General features: G+C 64.0%; 17 protein-coding genes and 1 tRNA gene. 14 read left to right on the plus strand and 4 right to left on the minus strand.

The window, feature by feature from the left end; all coding sequences use genetic code 11:
* Nucleotides 1-158 precede the first annotated feature (158 nt).
* Nucleotides 159-374 carry a hypothetical protein gene (locus tag QHG62_RS24795; protein ID WP_281148255.1) on the plus strand — a complete coding sequence of 72 codons (216 nt, stop codon included), beginning with the start codon at nucleotides 159-161 and terminating at the stop codon, nucleotides 372-374.
* A 9-nt stretch (nucleotides 375-383) separates the two neighbouring features.
* Here QHG62_RS24795 and QHG62_RS24800 read toward each other — a convergent pair whose 3' ends face one another.
* Nucleotides 384-971, minus strand: coding sequence for a TetR/AcrR family transcriptional regulator (locus QHG62_RS24800; RefSeq protein WP_281148256.1), 588 nt, complete (start codon nucleotides 969-971; stop codon nucleotides 384-386).
* Between the two features lie 127 nt (nucleotides 972-1,098).
* Between QHG62_RS24800 and QHG62_RS24805 the strand changes: the two genes are divergently transcribed.
* From QHG62_RS24805 to QHG62_RS24820, 4 genes are read left to right on the plus strand one after another with little or no spacing between them, the layout of a single operon-like run.
* Nucleotides 1,099-2,190: an alkene reductase gene (locus QHG62_RS24805; RefSeq protein ID WP_281148257.1), complete on the plus strand. Its 1,092-nt coding sequence runs from the start codon at nucleotides 1,099-1,101 to the stop codon at nucleotides 2,188-2,190.
* Nucleotides 2,191-2,217: 27 nt separating this feature from the next.
* Nucleotides 2,218-3,204 carry an MDR family oxidoreductase gene (locus QHG62_RS24810; RefSeq protein WP_281148258.1) on the plus strand — a complete coding sequence of 329 codons (987 nt, stop codon included), beginning with the start codon at nucleotides 2,218-2,220 and terminating at the stop codon, nucleotides 3,202-3,204.
* A 28-nt stretch (nucleotides 3,205-3,232) separates the two neighbouring features.
* Nucleotides 3,233-4,063, plus strand: a complete 831-nt coding sequence (locus QHG62_RS24815) for an alpha/beta fold hydrolase (protein ID WP_281148259.1) — start codon at nucleotides 3,233-3,235, stop codon at nucleotides 4,061-4,063.
* 24 nt (nucleotides 4,064-4,087) lie between these two features.
* Nucleotides 4,088-4,915 (plus strand): SDR family NAD(P)-dependent oxidoreductase, encoded by an 828-nt coding sequence (locus tag QHG62_RS24820; protein WP_281148260.1) that lies wholly within the window; start codon nucleotides 4,088-4,090, stop codon nucleotides 4,913-4,915.
* A 60-nt stretch (nucleotides 4,916-4,975) separates the two neighbouring features.
* On the opposite strand, the gene QHG62_RS24825 is transcribed toward QHG62_RS24820, so the two are convergent.
* Both QHG62_RS24825 and QHG62_RS24830 read right to left on the minus strand, forming a co-directional pair.
* Nucleotides 4,976-5,050: transfer RNA gene (locus QHG62_RS24825), tRNA-Arg, on the minus strand.
* 55 nt (nucleotides 5,051-5,105) lie between these two features.
* The gene (locus QHG62_RS24830; RefSeq protein ID WP_281148261.1) at nucleotides 5,106-5,345 is read right to left on the minus strand and encodes a hypothetical protein; all 240 of its coding nucleotides are present in this window, start codon (nucleotides 5,343-5,345) and stop codon (nucleotides 5,106-5,108) included.
* 291 nt (nucleotides 5,346-5,636) lie between these two features.
* Between QHG62_RS24830 and QHG62_RS24835 the strand changes: the two genes are divergently transcribed.
* From QHG62_RS24835 to QHG62_RS24850, 4 genes are all read left to right on the plus strand, one after another.
* Nucleotides 5,637-6,659, plus strand: coding sequence for a Bug family tripartite tricarboxylate transporter substrate binding protein (locus tag QHG62_RS24835; RefSeq protein WP_432445631.1), 1,023 nt, complete (start codon nucleotides 5,637-5,639; stop codon nucleotides 6,657-6,659).
* A 123-nt stretch (nucleotides 6,660-6,782) separates the two neighbouring features.
* Entirely contained in the window at nucleotides 6,783-7,304 is a 522-nt protein-coding gene (locus QHG62_RS24840) for a tripartite tricarboxylate transporter TctB family protein (RefSeq protein WP_281148263.1), read from the plus strand.
* 21 nt (nucleotides 7,305-7,325) lie between these two features.
* The gene (locus QHG62_RS24845) at nucleotides 7,326-8,855 is read left to right on the plus strand and encodes a tripartite tricarboxylate transporter permease (protein WP_281148264.1); all 1,530 of its coding nucleotides are present in this window, start codon (nucleotides 7,326-7,328) and stop codon (nucleotides 8,853-8,855) included.
* Nucleotides 8,856-8,871: 16 nt separating this feature from the next.
* Nucleotides 8,872-9,708 carry a cytidylate kinase family protein gene (locus QHG62_RS24850; RefSeq protein ID WP_281148265.1) on the plus strand — a complete coding sequence of 279 codons (837 nt, stop codon included), beginning with the start codon at nucleotides 8,872-8,874 and terminating at the stop codon, nucleotides 9,706-9,708.
* A 25-nt stretch (nucleotides 9,709-9,733) separates the two neighbouring features.
* Here the strand turns inward: QHG62_RS24850 and QHG62_RS24855 are convergent, their stop codons facing one another.
* Nucleotides 9,734-10,342: a Crp/Fnr family transcriptional regulator gene (locus QHG62_RS24855; protein WP_157615924.1), complete on the minus strand. Its 609-nt coding sequence runs from the start codon at nucleotides 10,340-10,342 to the stop codon at nucleotides 9,734-9,736.
* 156 nt (nucleotides 10,343-10,498) lie between these two features.
* On the opposite strand from QHG62_RS24855, the gene oxc reads away from it, so the two are divergent.
* The 5 genes from oxc to QHG62_RS24880 all read left to right on the plus strand — a co-directional run bounded on the left by oxc (nucleotide 10,499) and on the right by QHG62_RS24880 (nucleotide 15,926).
* Nucleotides 10,499-12,319: an oxalyl-CoA decarboxylase gene (oxc, locus tag QHG62_RS24860; protein ID WP_281148266.1), complete on the plus strand. Its 1,821-nt coding sequence runs from the start codon at nucleotides 10,499-10,501 to the stop codon at nucleotides 12,317-12,319.
* Between the two features lie 29 nt (nucleotides 12,320-12,348).
* Complete coding sequence (gene frc, locus QHG62_RS24865) at nucleotides 12,349-13,626, plus strand: formyl-CoA transferase (protein ID WP_157615920.1); 1,278 nt, start codon at nucleotides 12,349-12,351, stop codon at nucleotides 13,624-13,626.
* A gap of 71 nt (nucleotides 13,627-13,697) precedes the next feature.
* Nucleotides 13,698-14,135: a PAS domain-containing protein gene (locus QHG62_RS24870; protein WP_157615917.1), complete on the plus strand. Its 438-nt coding sequence runs from the start codon at nucleotides 13,698-13,700 to the stop codon at nucleotides 14,133-14,135.
* A complete protein-coding gene (frc, locus tag QHG62_RS24875) occupies nucleotides 14,135-15,382 on the plus strand; it encodes a formyl-CoA transferase (protein ID WP_281148267.1) in 1,248 nt (415 codons plus the stop codon). The genes QHG62_RS24870 and frc (QHG62_RS24875) overlap by 1 nt, the downstream gene beginning before the upstream one ends.
* A gap of 160 nt (nucleotides 15,383-15,542) precedes the next feature.
* Nucleotides 15,543-15,926, plus strand: coding sequence for a hypothetical protein (locus tag QHG62_RS24880; protein ID WP_281151808.1), 384 nt, complete (start codon nucleotides 15,543-15,545; stop codon nucleotides 15,924-15,926).
* Nucleotides 15,927-15,931: the final 5 nt, after the last annotated feature.

The following is a 15,931-nucleotide window of genomic DNA, read 5'->3' on the forward strand; positions in this document are numbered from 1 at the left end:
ACACCCAGCAACACTACTGCCCGCGGGGCTGTAGTGGCGTGCCGGCACAAGGCGCCCATAATCCGCCTGCGGCCACGCCAGAGGTCGCATTGAGCCGAAGACTGCGCTCCGATCAAGGCGAGCCAGCCACCTTCTTTCTGGCCTCACGGGATGACATCATGAGCGTATTGCAGATGTTTCTACCGGCCTCGGAACCAGCGCGCAGCGAGGCGCTGGAGCAGTTCAGAAAAACACACCACCTGCCGCGCCACCTCGTACGTGGCATCGGGCGCAAGACCCCGGGCGCGCCCGGCCCGATCGCGTTCGTCGGGCCGATGCAAAGCCAGCAACAGGCGTCGTCACCGGCCTTGCGTACCCCGGCTGCGCCGGAATAGGCGTCCAGGTCAACTACGCGCCGGAGGCGGCGACAGCCTGGCCAGCACCGACGCACGGCAGACATCCAGGATTTCGTCGGCAAGGGGCGAATCGTCCGGGCACGCGCGCGACAGCACGATCGCGCCGATCACTTGCGCAATGACGTCGATCTGCCTGGCGCGCGCGTCGCCTGCCTGGCCGCGTTTCTCCGCATCGCCAGACCGGTTTCCCAGGGTCGCGAGCATGTCTTCCAGGCCGGCCGCAAAAGCCGTCCTGACTGCCTCCGGCTGACGCGCAGCGTCTCCGCACAGCGCAGCCATCGTGCAACCTTCGCCCGGGGCATCGCGGTGCGCGCGGGACAGGTAGTGATCGACGAAATCTCTTGCAGCAACGCCTTCGGCCTTTGCTGCAGTCTGCGCAAACCCGCAAGTGGCTGCTTCCGCCATCAGGTCGGTCTTGGAGCCGAAGTGCTTGTAGAACCCGCCGTGGGTAAAGCCTGCCTCCGCCATCAAGTCTGCAATCCCCACCCCGTCGTAGCCGCGCTCGCGAAACAGCGTGGAGGCCGTCTCGACGATGTGCGCCCGGTTGGCCTGCGCCTGCGCCTTGGTGACCTTCATGTCCAGGATCTCTCTCGGTGTGCCATCAGCGAAGCCATGAATATACATTGATGTCGATCATCATCAAAGCTCTTGACATTAAAGATGATGATCGACATCATTGCGTCACTTGGCACAGCAAACGAACATGACCGACAAAACGCTTTTCGAGCCCTACGACCTCGGCCCCATCAGACTTGCGAACCGCATCGTGATGGCACCACTGACGCGCAACCGCGCCGGCACGGGCCTGATGCCCGGCGAGTACGCCGCCACCTACTACGGCCAACGCGCCTCGGCCGGCCTGATCATCACCGAGGCCACGCAGATCTCGGCCGATGCCCAGGGCTACCAGGACACCCCCGGCCTTTACACGCAGCAGCAGATCGAAGGTTGGCGCAAGGTGACCGACGCGGTTCACGCCAGGGGCGGGCGCATCTTCGTCCAGCTGTGGCACGTGGGCCGCATCTCCCATGTCGACCTCCGTCCCGGAGGGACGGCGCCAGTGGCGCCCTCTGCGATCCGCGCCGCGGCCAAGACCTTCGTCAACAATGGTTTTCATGACGTATCGGAGCCGCGTGCGTTGGCCTTGGATGAGATACCGGGAATCGTCGAGGACTTCCGCCGGGCGGCGGCCAACGCGATGGCCGTCGGGTTCGACGGCGTCGAGGTCCACGGTGCCAACGGCTACCTGCTGGAGCAATTCATCAAGGACGGCGCAAATACCCGAACCGACGCCTACGGCGGCTCCATAGAGAACCGCGCGCGCCTGCTGCTCGAAGTCACGGCCGCAGTGGCGAAGGAAACCGGTGCCGAACGCACGGGCGTGCGTCTCTCGCCAGTGTCTTCGGCCGGTGCCATTTCGTGCAGCGATCCGCAGCCGCAGTACGACTACATCGCCGAGCAGCTCAGTGCCCTGGGCGTCGTCTACCTGCATGTGGTCGAAGGCGCCACCGGTGGTCCTCGCGATTCCGCGCCATTCGATTTCGATTCGTTGCGCAGCCGCTTCAAGAACACCTACCTTGCCAACAACGGGTATGACCTCGAACTGGCCAATGCCCGGTTGAGCGAGGGCAAGGCCGACCTGTTCGCCTTCGGCCGCCCCTTCATCAGCAACCCCGATCTGGTCGAAAGACTGGAGACCGGTGCACCCCTCAACGCGCTGGATCCCGCCACGCTCTATGGCGGCGGCGCCAAGGGCTATATCGACTATCCAGCCCTCGCCAATTCCAACGCCTGACAGCCGTTCTTCAAAAAGAGGCAACACATGACATTCAAGGCACTGCTCGCCAGCAAGACGGGCGACACCATTTCAACCAGCCTCGTCGACTTCGAAGACGTGGACCTGATGCCGGGCGATGTCACCGTCGCGGTCGAGTACTCCACCGTGAACTACAAGGACGCGATGGCCCTCGGCGGCCGTTCCCCGGTCATCCGCCAGTTTCCGCTGATTCCGGGAATCGACTTTGCCGGCGTGGTCGAGTCTTCGACCTATCCGGGACTCGCCGCCGGCGACCGTGTGCTGGCGACCGGCTGGGGACTGAGCCAGACGCACCACGGCGGCTTCGCGCAGAAGGCGCGGGTGAACGGCGATTGGCTGGTCAAGGTCCCGGAGGTCTTTTCGACCCGCGACGCCATGGCCATTGGCACCGCCGGTTTCACCGCCATGTTGTCCGTGCTCGCCCTGGAGCATGGCGGCCTCGCGCCCGAGCGCGGCGATGTGCTGGTGACCGGCGCCAATGGCGGTGCGGGCTCCGTGGCAATTGCGCTGCTGTCGGGCCTTGGCTATCGCGTGATCGCCTCGACCGGGCGGCTGGAGGAAGCCGAGTACTTGCGCACGCTGGGCGCGGCAGACGTCATCGACCGCCACACCTTGTCCGAACCCGGCGCACCGATCGCCAAGGAGCGATGGGCCGGGGCCATCGACTCGGTCGGCAGCCATACATTGGCAAACGTCCTGGCGCAGACCCGGTACCGCGGCGTGGTCGCGGCCTTCGGCCTCGCGCAGGGCGCGGACCTGCCGGCCTCCGTCCTGCCCTTCATCCTGCGCAACGTCACCCTGGCCGGCATCGACTCGGTGAATGCACCGCAGCCGGCGCGGCTGCAGGCCTGGTCGCGCCTTGCCAGCGACCTAGACCTGCAAAAGCTTGGACGGACAACCAAGGTGATTGGCCTGGCCCAAGTGCCTGAAGTGGCCAGCCAGGTACTCGCAGGAAAAGTCCAGGGCCGCACCATTGTCGATGTGCGTGCGTGACCGGCCGCGGTCGACATCCAGGACCGGCATGCCGTACATCAACACCCCCACGCGATCCATCGATGTCGGGGGCACCGCCTTTGCGTACCGGGACTTGGGGCCGCAAAGCGGCGTGCCGCTGGTCCTGCTCAACCAGTGGGGCGCCGTGCTCGACAATTTCGATCCGCGGATCGTCGATGGACTTGCGCGCGGGCATCGCGTCATTGCTACCGACTACCGGGGGATCGGCGCTTCTGGCGGCACGGCACCCGTGACCGTCGATGCCATGGCACGGGATGCGATTGCATTGATCCATGCGCTGGGCTTCGAGAAGGTCGACCTGCTCGGTTTCTCCCTCGGAGGCTTCGTGGCGCAGGACATCGTGCTGAGAGCGCCCGACCTCGTACGCCGGCTCATCCTGACCGGTACCGGGCCGGCAGGCGGCACGGGCATCGATGAAGTCGGAGCGGTCTCTTGGCCGCTGATGGCCAAGGGACTGTTGACGCTGCGCGATCCGAAGACCTACCTGTTCTTCACCTCCACTGCCAATGGCCGGCAGGCGGCGAAAGCCTTCCTGGAGCGCTTGAAGGAGCGCAAGGCGGGCCGCGACAAGGCGCCGACGCCCGGTGCCTTCCTGCGCCAACTGAAGGCTATACAGGCCTGGGGCAGGGAGGCGCCGCAGGATCTCGGCCGCATCCGCATTCCGGTGCTGATTGCCAACGGCGACAACGACATCATGGTGCCCACCGTGAACAGCCATGACATGGCGCGGCGCATCGCCGGCTCGCAACTGGTGATCTACAAGGACGCCGGGCATGGCGGCATATTTCAGTACCACGGCGAGTTCGTGCCCAAGGCGCTGGCCTTCCTCGGCGACTGAGACGATCAACGACAGGAGAGCGGCTTGAATACACACACAACCGTCAACGTCGCAGGCAAGCGCGCGCTGGTGACCGGCGCATCCAGCGGCATCGGCGCGGCAATTGCGCGTGAGCTGGCGGCGCTCGGCGTCGACCTGGTGTTGACAGCGCGGCGCCGCGACGCGCTCGAAGCGGTCGCGGCAACCTGCAGGGGCGTAAACGTCGAGATCGTCACCGCAGATCTCGGCAAGCCCGATGCCGCGCGCGCGTTGTGGAACGAGGCAATCGCCGGCGGCCCGATAGACATCCTGGTCAACAACGCCGGCTTCGGCTACTTCCGCCGCTTCGACGAGGTCGACTGGGCGCGAGACGCAGAACTCATCCAGCTCAACATGACTTCGCTCGTCGCGCTCGCGCGATGCTTCGTCGATGCACACAAGACAAGCACCGCACCTGCGCACATGGTGAACATCGCATCGACCGGTGCATACCAGTCAGTGCCGAACATGGCGCTGTACGCCGCGTCGAAGGCGTTTGTCCGCAACTTCAGCGAGGGCCTCCATGACGAGCACCGCGGCACCTCGCTGTCGGTGACCTGCATCTGCCCCGGCGGTACTGACACCGCCTTCCATGCCGCATCCGGCGGGGGCGACTACTCGTGGCTCGCAAACGCATCGACGAAGAGCGCGGAGTTTGTGGCGCACGCCGCAATCCGCGCAATGCTGCAAGGCAAGCGCACGGTGGTGCCGGGCCTGTTCAACAAGCTGTCGTGCTTTGGTGTGCGCTTCCTGACGCGGAGGTTCGCATCGCGGGTGGCGACGCGAGTGCTCGGCAAGCCGCGGTTCGTGCTGCCGATGCGAAGAGAGGCTTGAGGAGAAGCGGGCAGCTATCGGCGGGAATTCGTGCCGTGCCGTGCCGCGATGACGGTGCCGTGGTGCCTTCGACAGGAATCGAACCTGTATCTGAGTCTTAGGAGGACCCCGTTCTATCCATTGAACTACGAAGACGGTGGACGGCCCGAACTTTACCAGTTCGGTCGTGCTTCGAACCGCCCGGTGGGGCTCAGCGCAGGCCGACGCGCGAGGCGTGCCAGCGCAACACCGCCGCTCGGGCGGGGTCGGAGGCTTCGATGCGGTCGGCACGCGTTTGCAGGGCGCGCATTTCCTCGACCTCGCCGATGATCTTGCCTGGGCTCAGCAACGCCTGAACGAGCACGCTTGCTTCTTCTGCAAGCGCCTTGAGCGCGCCAGCCAAGCCACTGCCGAATGTGCTCGCGCTGGACGATCGGTCAAGGGTAGACATAAAGGGGACTCCTGGATCTGGTGAATGGGGTGACCCCTCTATTCTAGGGTTTACCCGAATACACCCCGGAGCGGGGGAAATGGCCCGAGCCGAGCCAGGAGCCCATCCTGCGCATGCCTGTGAGCTCGCTCGTCCAACCACACGGCGCGGGCTAACCCCAAGACAAAATCTTTGAAAAGTTGACCATGGTCAAGCAAGCGACGTTCGTGCTGCGCGCACCATCTGCCCTGTTCGCATCTCGGCTCAGATTCTTTAAAAAATAGAGCGCACCCTTACACAGGAGACAACATGATGAAGAACTTCTTTTCGCGTGCCCACGCTTGCCGGGCCAAAGTCCTTACCGCCGCCATACTGGCACTTGCAGCCGCCACACCGGCTGCCGCATGGGAACCCGCCAAGCCGGTGGAGTTCGTGATTCCCGCGGGCACCGGCGGAGGCGCCGACCAGATGGGCCGATTGCTGCAAGGCATCGTCATCAAGTACAAGCTCATGAAGGAGCCGCTGATCGTCGTCAACAAGTCGGGCGGTGCCGGCGCCGAGGGCTTCCTGGCGGTGAAGGAAGCCAAGGGCGATCCGCACAAGATCATCATCTCGCTGTCCAACCTGTTCACCACGCCCATGGCCACCGGCGTGCCCTTCAACTGGAAGGACATGACGCCGGTTGCCATGATGGCGCTCGACCAGTTCGTGCTGTGGACCAATGCCGAGCAGCCCTACAAGAACGCTTCGGAGTACATCGCAGCAGCCAAGGCGGCGGGCCCGAACAAGTTCAAGATGGCCGGCACCGGCTCCAAGCAAGAGGACCAGATCATTACCGTGGCGCTCGAGAAGGCCACGGGCACCAAGTTCATCTACGTGCCGTTCAAGGGCGGCGGCGAGGTGGCGGTGCAGCTGGTGGGCGGCCATGTGCAGTCGACCGTCAACAACCCGATCGAAGCCGTGGCCCAGTGGCGTGCAGGCAAGCTGCGCGCGCTGTGCGTGTTCGACGACGAGCGCATGCCGTTCAAGGCCAAGGTGACCGACACGCAGTCGTGGAACGACATTCCCACCTGCAAGGAAGCCGGTGTTCCCACCAAGTACACGATGCTGCGCGGCATCTTCATGGCCCCGGGCGTCACGCCCGAGCAGCGCGCGTTCTACGTCGACCTGCTGACCAAGATCGCGGCCACGCCCGACTGGAAGGAATACATGGAGAAGGGCGCGTTCAACCCGACGTTCATGACGGGCGACGCCTTCACCAAGTGGCTCACCGAGGCAGAGGCCACGCACCGCACGCTGATGAGCGAAGCCGGCTTCCTGGCGAGCAGCAAGTAGCAGCAATCGAGCGCCCTGCAGCGCTTTCTTGCCTGACGACGCGGCCGCTGGCTGTGGGCGGCGGGGCAGGGCGCTGCACTCTCGTTTTTTTCCCGGTACATACACACGAACGATGAGGACTCCATGGAGCACGACGAGAATTCCGAAGGCGCGGCACGCACTGGCGTAGCGACCAACGTGGTCGAGGCGGTGGTGGCGGTGGTCCTGCTGGTCATAGGCCTCGTGGTCATCGTCGAGAGCCAGAGGCTGGGCTCCGGCTGGACCAGCGACGGCCCCGGCGCGGGCTATTTCCCCTTCTACATCGGCGCGATCATCGCGATTTCCGGCGCCGGCATCCTGTACCAGGCGCTGCTGGGCAAGGACAAGAAGACCGAGGTCTTCGTCGACTCCGTGCAGCTCAAGCGCGTGCTGTCGGTGCTGCTGCCGGCCACGGTCTATGTGCTCGCGATTTCGCTGCTGGGCCTGTACGTGGCATCGGCGATCTACATCGCGCTGTTCATGGTGTTTCTTGGCAAGTACTCGTGGGTGAAGAGCGTCATTGCGGCGTTGATCGTCAACACGGTTTTCTTCTTCATGTTCGAGGTGTGGTTCAAGGTGCCGCTGTTCAAGGGCGCACTCGATCCCCTCCGATTCCTCGGCTACTGAATTTCACGGAGCAAACGCGAAATGGAAGAAATCAGCGCCCTGCTGCAGGGCTTCTCGGTGATCCTTACCCCCATGAACATCGGCCTGATGTTCGTCGGCATCATCCTGGGGGTGCTGATTGGCGTGCTCCCGGGCCTGGGCGGCGCCAATGGCGTGGCCATCCTGCTGCCCCTCACGTTCACGATGTCGCCCACCTCGGCGATCATCATGCTGTCGTGCATCTACTGGGGGGCGCTGTTCGGCGGGGCCATTACCTCCATCCTGTTCAACATACCGGGTGAACCATGGTCGGTGGCCACCACCTTCGACGGCTACCCGATGGCGCAGCAGGGCAACGCGGGTGCGGCACTGACCACGGCGTTCACCTCGTCGTTCGTCGGCGCGCTGCTGGCGGTGATCATGATCACCTTCCTGGCGCCGCTGGTGGCCAAGTTTGCGCTCAAGTTCGGCTCGCCCGAATTCTTTGCGGTGTACCTGCTCACCTTCTGCAGCTTCGTGGGCATGGGCAAGGGGTCTCCGTTCAAGATCCTGGCGTCGATGGCGCTCGGCTTTGCGTTGGCCAGCGTGGGCATGGACACGGTCACGGGCCAGCTGCGGCTCACCTTCGGCCAGCCCGAGCTGATGCGCGGCTTCGACTTTCTGATTGCGGTGATCGGCCTGTTCGGCATCGGCGAAATCCTGCTGTCGATGGAAGAGGGCCTGAAGTTCTCGGGCAAGACCGCGAAGATCGATCCGAAGGTGGTGCTGCAAACCTGGAAGCAGCTGCCGCAATACTGGGTGACCTCGCTGCGCAGTTCGCTCATCGGCATCTGGATGGGCATCACGCCCGGCGGCGCCACACCGGCTTCGTTCATGGCCTACGGCCTGGCCAAGAAAATGTCCAAGCGCGGTTCCAAGTTCGGCACCGGGCAAATGGAAGGCGTGGTCGCGCCCGAAACGGCGGCGCACGCCGCAGGCACCAGTGCGTTGCTGCCGATGCTGGCCCTCGGCATTCCGGGTTCGCCCACGGCCGCGGTGCTGCTGGGCGGCCTGCTGATCTGGGGCTTGCAGCCCGGGCCGCTGCTCTTCGTGGAGCAGAAGGACTTTGTCTGGGGGCTCATCGCCAGCATGTACCTGGGCAACATCGTCGGCCTCATCGTCGTGCTGAGCACGGTGCCGCTGTTCGCTTCGATCCTGCGCATTCCGTTCTCGATCATTGCGCCGGTGATCATCGTGATCTGTGCCATTGGTGCGTACACGGTGCACAACGCCATGCTCGACATCTGGTTCATGCTCGGCTTCGGCGTGGTGGGGTATCTGTTCAAGAAGCTCGACTTTCCGTTGGCGCCGCTGGTGCTGGCGCTGGTGCTCGGCGACAAGGCCGAAGACTCGTTCCGCCAGGCCATGCTGGTTTCGCAGGGCGACGTGACGATCATGTTCTCCAACGCGCTGGTCGGCGGCATCACCACCCTGGCGCTGGTGCTGCTGTTCTGGCCGCTGATCTCCAAGGTGCTGGCCTTCATCAAGCCGAAGAAGCCCGATGAGTTTGCCGTCGAACGGCCCGTGGACTGACCGGAGAACAACGAACATGCCAGTCATCGCACTCACCCAGGAGATGGGTTCGCTTGCCAAGGACGTTTCGCAGCGCCTTGCAGAGCAGCTCGGCCTCGAGATCATGCGGCACGAAACCATCGAGCGCGTGGCCGACCGCATGCAGGTGCCCACCAGCTTCATCGGCCGCCTGCGCGACGGCAAGGCCGGTTTTGTCGAACGGCTCACCGCCGACAAGCGCAGCCTTGCGCTCTATACGGCCGAAGAACTCTTTGCGCTGGCAGACCGCGGCAACGTGGTGCTGCGCGGCTGGGGCGCCACCTGCCTGCTGCGGCCCGTGCCGCACGTGGTGTGCGTGCGCATCACGCGTTCGATGAAGAAGCGGGTCGAATGGCTGATGGCGCACCTGGAGACCGACGACGCGGAGTTTGCCGAAGCCGAGATCCGGCGCAGCGACGACGCGCACGCGGCGCGCATGCATGCGCAGTTCGGCGTGACATGGGGCGACCCGGTGCTGTACGACCTGGTGCTCAACACCGACCGGCTCTCGGTCGATAGCTGCGTGGCGCAGATCCGCGCCCTGGTAGAGCGCCCCGAGTTTGCCGAAACACCGGCCTCGCGTGCGCTGCTGGCGAACATGGCGCTCGCGGCGCGGGTCAAGTCGGCGCTGAAGGACAACGAGGCGACCAGAGACATCCGCGTGACCGTGGAGGCCGACCAGGGCAAGGTCAAGCTGAGCGGCATCGTTCTCAATGCGGAAGAACGCGCGCTCACGGAAGATGTGGCTTCCAAGGTCAACGGCGTGAGCGGCGTGGACAACGCGCTGCGCCTGATGACCGTTCCGCGCCGCTTCGCGTCGGCCAAGCAGACCTGAACACCGCGCGTGCCTGTACGGCTGCCTAGATCTTTCCGCGTTTTCGAAGCCGGCTAAGGGTTTCTGCGGAGAGGTTGAGATACGACGCAAGCTCCTTGCTGGGAATGCGGTCTTCCAGCTCGGGGTGCTTGCGCATGAACCGGTGCACGCGCCCCGGTGCGTCGAGCAGGTGCAGCGTGATGGTGTGCGCCATGATTTCGCTCATGCCGCGCATCACGCAGTATTCGAACAGCTCCTTCGTCTCCGGGTGGCGGTTCAGGAACGCGATCCACTCCTTCAGCGGCAGGCTGGCCACGCGGGCCTTGGTGACGCACACGATGCCGTAGGGCGTGGGCGTGCCCAGCCGCAGGGCCGCATAGCTCGTTTCCATGTCGTGCGCATCGGCAAAGCGCAGGATCATTTCCTTGCCCTCGGGGTTGCTCACCACCCGCTTGAGGATGCCGTCGAGGATGAAGTACTGCTCCATCTCTCGCACGCCCTGGTGCAGCAGAAAGTCGCCCTTGTTGCCGTCCACGATGACGAGATGGGTTTCCAGCTCGGCGCGTTCGCTTTCGCTCAGGTCCTTGAGAAGGATGTTCTGCCGCAGCTGCGCGCGAATGATGTTTTTCTCCGGATGGTTTTCCAACAAAGTCATGGGTCCCGTCTTGCTCGAATTCGCAACAACAACTTCTGGTTCATCTGGCCGCTGCCGTTTTCCGGAAAGTTGACCGCGGTCAACGTCCGAAAGACATGCCCCGAATCATAGTCCCGGCTCGGGCCTCGGCCATTCACCCAAGCAAGAAGGAGAGACATGTCTTCAGTAAGAACGGATAAAGAGGCATCCACGACCCTCGACGACGCCCTCAAGCCAAAGAACAAGGCTGCCGAAGGCGACGCGGTCGTGCTCGCACTCAAGCAACCCCCGGAGGAAGCGCACGACAACACGATCGACGGCTTCCACCTGGTCATCGATGCGCTGAAGCTGAACGACATCGACACGATCTTCGGCTTGCCGGGCATTCCAATCACCGACCTGACGCGCATGGCGCAGGCAGAGGGCCTGCGCGTCATTTCTTTCCGCCACGAGCAGCACGCGGGCAATGCCGCGGCCGCTGCCGGCTTTCTCACGCAGAAGCCGGGCATCTGCCTCACGGTATCGGCGCCGGGCTTCCTGAACGGCCTCACGGCACTGGCCAACGCCACCACCAACTGCTTCCCGATGATTCTCATCAGCGGCTCGAGCGAGCGCGAGATCGTCGACCTGCAGCAGGGCGACTACGAAGAGATGGACCAGCTGGCCATCGCCAAGCCGCTGTGCAAGGCCGCGTTCCGCGTGCTGCACGCCGAAGACATCGGCGTGGGCATTGCGCGGGCCATCCGCTCGGCCGTGTCGGGCCGTCCGGGCGGCGTGTACCTCGACCTGCCGGCCAAGCTGTTCGCACAGACCATGGACGCCGAAGCCGGCCGCAGGTCGCTCATCAAGGTGGTCGATCCGGCCCCGCGCCAGATTCCGGCCCCCGATGCAGTGAAGCGCGCGCTCGACCTGCTCAAGGGCGCGAAGAAGCCGCTCATCCTGCTCGGCAAGGGTGCAGCCTATGCACAGGCCGACGCCGACATTCGCGCGCTGATCGAGAAGACCGGCATTCCGTACCTGCCGATGTCGATGGCCAAGGGCCTGTTGCCCGACACGCATGCGCAGTCGGCCGCTGCGGCGCGCTCCTATGTGCTGCAAGAGGCCGACGTGGTGATGCTGGTGGGCGCGCGCCTCAACTGGCTGCTCTCGCACGGCAAGGGCAAGACCTGGGGCCAGGAGAAGGGTGCCAAGCAGTTCATCCAGATCGACATCGCACCGACCGAGATCGACAGCAACGTGGCCATTGCCGCGCCGGTGATCGGCGACATCGGCTCCTGCGTGGCCGCGCTGCTCGCGGGCGTCGATGCCAAGTGGGCCAAGCCGCCGGCCGAATGGACCGGCGCCATTGCCGAGCGCAAGGACAAGAATTTGTCGAAGATGGCCGTGACGCTGGCTGCGCGGCCCTCGCCGATGAACTTCCACAGCGCGTTGAGCGTGATCCGAGACCAGGTGAAGGCCCGGCCCGACGCCATCGTGGTGAACGAGGGCGCCAACACGCTCGACTTCGCGCGCAGCATCGTCGACATGTACGAGCCGCGCAAGCGCCTGGACGTGGGCACGTGGGGAATCATGGGCATCGGCATGGGCTTTGCCGTGGCGGCTGCGGTGGTCACCGACAAACCGGTGATCGCCATCGAAGGCGACAGCGCCTTCGGCTTCAGCGGCATGGAGGTGGAAACCATCTGCCGCTACAACCTGCCGATCTGCATCGTGGTGTTCAACAACAACGGCGTCTACCGCGGCACCGACGTGAACGCGAGCGGCACGCCCGACGTGGCGCCCACCGTGTTCGTGAAGAACGCGCGCTACGACAAGCTGATGGAAGCCTTCGGCGGCGTGGGCGTCAACGCCACCACCGCGGACGAACTGCAGAAGGCGCTGGCCGAAGCCGTGGCTTCCCGCCGCCCCACGCTCATCAACGCCGTGATCGACGAGACCGCCGGCACGGAGAGCGGCCGCATCACCAGCCTCAATCCGGCCACGGCCAAGAAGAAGTAATCCGTTCATTCAATCAGGAGATCGCAGCAATGAGCAGCAACAACAAACCCCTCAACGGCATCAAGATCATCGACTTCACGCACGTGCAAGCCGGTCCGGCATGCACGCAGATGCTGGCCTGGTTCGGCGCCGACGTGATCAAGGTCGAGCGCCCGGGCGCCGGCGACGTCACGCGCAGCCAGCTGCGCGACATCCCGAATGTCGATGCGCTGTACTTCACCATGCTCAACAGCAACAAGCGCTCGATCACGCTGGACACCAAGAAGCCCGAGGGCAAGGCGGTGCTGGAAAAGCTGATCCGCGAATCCGACGTGCTGGTGGAAAACTTCGGCCCCGGCGCGCTCGACCGCATGGGCTTTACCTGGGCGCGCATCCAGGAACTGAACCCCAAGATGATCGTCGCCTCGGTCAAGGGCTTCAGCGACGGCCACCACTACGAAGACCTGAAGGTGTACGAGAACGTGGCGCAGTGCGCCGGCGGCGCGGCCTCCACCACCGGCTGGTGGAAGGGCGAAAACTCGGTGCCCACCATCTCGGCGGCCGCACTGGGCGATTCCAACACCGGCATGCACCTGGCCATCGGCATCCTGACGGCCATCATCGGCCGCCAGCAAACGGGCAAGGGCCAGAAGGTGGCCTGCTCGATGCAGGACGCCGTGCTCAACCTGTGCCGCGTGAAGATGCGCGACCAGCAGCGCCTGGACAGCGTGGGCTACCTGGAGGAATATCCGCAGTACCCGCACGAGATGGACGCCTTCAAGGACAAGGTGGTGCCGCGCGGCGGCAATGCCGGCGGCGGCGGCCAGCCGGGCTGGATTTTGAAGTGCAAGGGCTGGCAGACCGACCCCAATGCCTACATCTACTTCACGGTGCAGGGCCATGCCTGGGACCCGATCTGCGACGCGCTCGGCAAGCCCGAGTGGAAAACCGACCCGGACTACATGACCCCCAAGGCCCGTCAGCCGCACATCGACCAGATCTTCGCCACCATCGAGGACTTCATCAAGGACAAGACCAAGTTCGAGGCGGTGGACATCTTCCGCAAGCACGACATTCCTTGCGCTCCGGTGCTGTCGATGAAGGAACTGCTGCACGACGAGTCGCTGCGCAAGAGCGGCTCCATCGTCGAAGTGCCGCACAAGGAGCGCGGCAGCTACTGGACCATCGGCAGCCCGATCAAGTTCTCGGACCTCAAGCCCGAGGTCACCGCCTCGCCGCTCCTGGGCGAGCACACTGAAGAGGTGCTGGCGGAACTGGGCTACACCAAGGAACAGATCGACAATCTCAAGGAATCGAAAGCCGTGTAGCGGCTCCCCCGGTTTCGCCCGCTCCCACGGCGGGCGAAGCCGGGAATCGACATGAAGCGCCAGAGGTAAACATGCAAGCGAACGTTGATTTCAAGCAGCTCGTCGAAGGCGCCGGCGACGCGATCATGGTGTGCGATGCGAAAGGAGCGATCACGCTCTGGAACCGCGCCGCCGAGCGGATCTTCGGCTTTACCGAAGCCGAGGCACTGGGCCAGTCGCTCGACATGATCATTCCCCAGCGGCAGCGCCAGCGCCACTGGGACGGTTACCACAAGACCATGGAAACCGGCATCACCAAGTACGGAGCCGACCTGCTGCGCGTACCCGCGCTGCACAAGGACGGGCACACGCTGTCGATCGCCTTCACGGTATCGATGCTGTTCTCGGAGGATCGCGAGGTCACGGGCATCGTTGCCATCGTGCGAGACGAAACCGCCCGCTTTGCCGAAGAGCGTAAATTGCGCGCTCGACTGCAAGAAGCAGAGACCACGATCAAAGGAGACAGCTGATGAGCAAGGCACTTGAGGGCGTTCGCATTCTTGACTTCACCCATGTCCAGTCCGGTCCCACCTGCACCCAGCTGCTGGCGTGGTTCGGCGCCGACGTGATCAAGGTGGAGCGTGCCGGCGAAGGCGACGCAACGCGCGGGCAGCTGCGCGACATTCCCGGCGTGGACAGCCTCTACTTCACGATGCTGAACCACAACAAGCGCTCGATCACGCTGGACACCAAGAAGCCCAAGGGCAAGCAGGTGCTCGACTCGCTGATCAAGACCTGCGACGTGCTGGTGGAGAACTTCGCGCCCGGCGCGCTCGACCGCATGGGCATTACCTGGGCTCACATCCAGGAGCTGAACCCCCGCATGATCGTGGCGTCGGTCAAGGGCTTCGGCCCCGGCAAGTACGAGCATTGCAAGGTGTACGAGAACGTGGCGCAATGCGCCGGCGGCGCGGCGTCGACCACCGGCTTCGAAGACGGCCCGCCGGTCGTCACGGGCGCGCAGATCGGCGACAGCGGCACCGGCCTGCACCTGGCGCTGGGCATCGTGGCGGCGCTCTACCAGCGCAACAACACGGGCCGCGGCCAGCAGGTGCTCGCGCCCATGCAGGACGCGGTGCTGAACCTCTGCCGCGTGAAGATGCGCGACCAGCAGCGTCTGGAGCGCACCGGCACCATGCACGAGTACCCGCAGTACCCCGACGGCAAGTTCGGCGACGCGGTGCCGCGCGCGGGCAATGCATCGGGCGGCGGCCAGCCGGGCTCCATTCTCAAGTGCAAGGGCTGGGAGACCGACCCCAACGCGTACATCTACTTCATCACGCAGGGTGCGGTGTGGCCGGCTGTGTGCAAGGTCATCGGCGAAGAAGGCTGGATCACCGACGAGGCCTATGCCACGCCGGCGGCGCGCCTGCTGCACCTGAAGCCGATCTTCGCGCGCATCGAGCAATGGACCATGACCAAGGACAAGTTCGAGGCCATGGACATCCTCAACCAGTACGACATTCCGTGCGGCCCGATTCTTTCGATGAAGGAAATCGCCGCCGACGAGTCGCTGCGCGAGACCGGAACCATCGTCGAGGTGGACCACCCCACCCGCGGCAAATACCTGACGGTGGGCAACCCGATCAAGATGTCCGACAGCCCGACCGAAGTGACGCGCTCGCCGCTTCTCGGCGAGCACACCGAAGAAGTGCTGACGCAGCTCGGCTACACGGCGGGCGACGTTGCGGCGCTGCGCGCCGAAGGCGTGATTTGAGCCTGAACTGAAGAAACGCTGTTTTTGAAGGCCGGGGAAATCGCGGGTGCGAATTCACCCGCAGTGGAAATTCACGGCCACCTATGTATAACTTATCGCAAATGCATTCAATAAAATAGTTTAACTATTATTTATCGATCACTGAATCTACATTTTGATCATGCCGACACGCAAAACATTTGCCGCACGGCGTTCAATTTCTAGGAGAAACTTCATGATCGATGATTTGCCGGTTCAATATTGGAGCAGTGAAACGGAGCGCAACGCCTACAACGCAGCGTTCTACGAATTGGGGTTCCGCTGGCATTGGGATCGCGAAATCTACTGCCAGCTGCTGCGCCAGAGCCAGGACGGCATCGAGCGCGTGTGCAATTACCTGACCGACCACCAGCCGCATCTTCTGCGCGCCTACGACGCCAAATTTTTGGCCGAAGTGATCGAGCAGAAGAAGGAAGAGCATCAAAAGCGGGAGCTCGAAGCCGGCGCCATGAAAAAGCGCTATTTCAATTGGGCCGAAAGCCGCGGCGCCGAACTCGGCGCCTGAAATTG

It is taken from the genome of Variovorax paradoxus, assembly GCF_029919115.1.
Taxonomy (GTDB): domain Bacteria; phylum Pseudomonadota; class Gammaproteobacteria; order Burkholderiales; family Burkholderiaceae_C; genus Variovorax; species Variovorax paradoxus_O.

Bases quoted from the DNA above. Each gene is read 5' to 3' on its own strand.
- QHG62_RS24795 (WP_281148255.1), top strand. From the start codon at position 159: ATGAGCGTATTGCAGATGTTTCTACCGGCCTCGGAACCAGCGCGCAGC.
- QHG62_RS24800 (WP_281148256.1), bottom strand. From the start codon at position 971: ATGAAGGTCACCAAGGCGCAGGCGCAGGCCAACCGGGCGCACATCGTC.
- QHG62_RS24805 (WP_281148257.1), top strand. From the start codon at position 1,099: ATGACCGACAAAACGCTTTTCGAGCCCTACGACCTCGGCCCCATCAGA.
- QHG62_RS24810 (WP_281148258.1), top strand. From the start codon at position 2,218: ATGACATTCAAGGCACTGCTCGCCAGCAAGACGGGCGACACCATTTCA.
- QHG62_RS24815 (WP_281148259.1), top strand. From the start codon at position 3,233: ATGCCGTACATCAACACCCCCACGCGATCCATCGATGTCGGGGGCACC.
- QHG62_RS24830 (WP_281148261.1), bottom strand. From the start codon at position 5,345: ATGTCTACCCTTGACCGATCGTCCAGCGCGAGCACATTCGGCAGTGGC.
- QHG62_RS24835 (WP_432445631.1), top strand. From the start codon at position 5,637: ATGAAGAACTTCTTTTCGCGTGCCCACGCTTGCCGGGCCAAAGTCCTT.
- QHG62_RS24840 (WP_281148263.1), top strand. From the start codon at position 6,783: ATGGAGCACGACGAGAATTCCGAAGGCGCGGCACGCACTGGCGTAGCG.
- QHG62_RS24845 (WP_281148264.1), top strand. From the start codon at position 7,326: ATGGAAGAAATCAGCGCCCTGCTGCAGGGCTTCTCGGTGATCCTTACC.
- QHG62_RS24850 (WP_281148265.1), top strand. From the start codon at position 8,872: ATGCCAGTCATCGCACTCACCCAGGAGATGGGTTCGCTTGCCAAGGAC.
- QHG62_RS24855 (WP_157615924.1), bottom strand. From the start codon at position 10,342: ATGACTTTGTTGGAAAACCATCCGGAGAAAAACATCATTCGCGCGCAG.
- oxc (WP_281148266.1), top strand. From the start codon at position 10,499: ATGTCTTCAGTAAGAACGGATAAAGAGGCATCCACGACCCTCGACGAC.
- frc (WP_157615920.1), top strand. From the start codon at position 12,349: ATGAGCAGCAACAACAAACCCCTCAACGGCATCAAGATCATCGACTTC.
- QHG62_RS24870 (WP_157615917.1), top strand. From the start codon at position 13,698: ATGCAAGCGAACGTTGATTTCAAGCAGCTCGTCGAAGGCGCCGGCGAC.
- frc (WP_281148267.1), top strand. From the start codon at position 14,135: ATGAGCAAGGCACTTGAGGGCGTTCGCATTCTTGACTTCACCCATGTC.
- QHG62_RS24880 (WP_281151808.1), top strand. From the start codon at position 15,543: ATGCCGACACGCAAAACATTTGCCGCACGGCGTTCAATTTCTAGGAGA.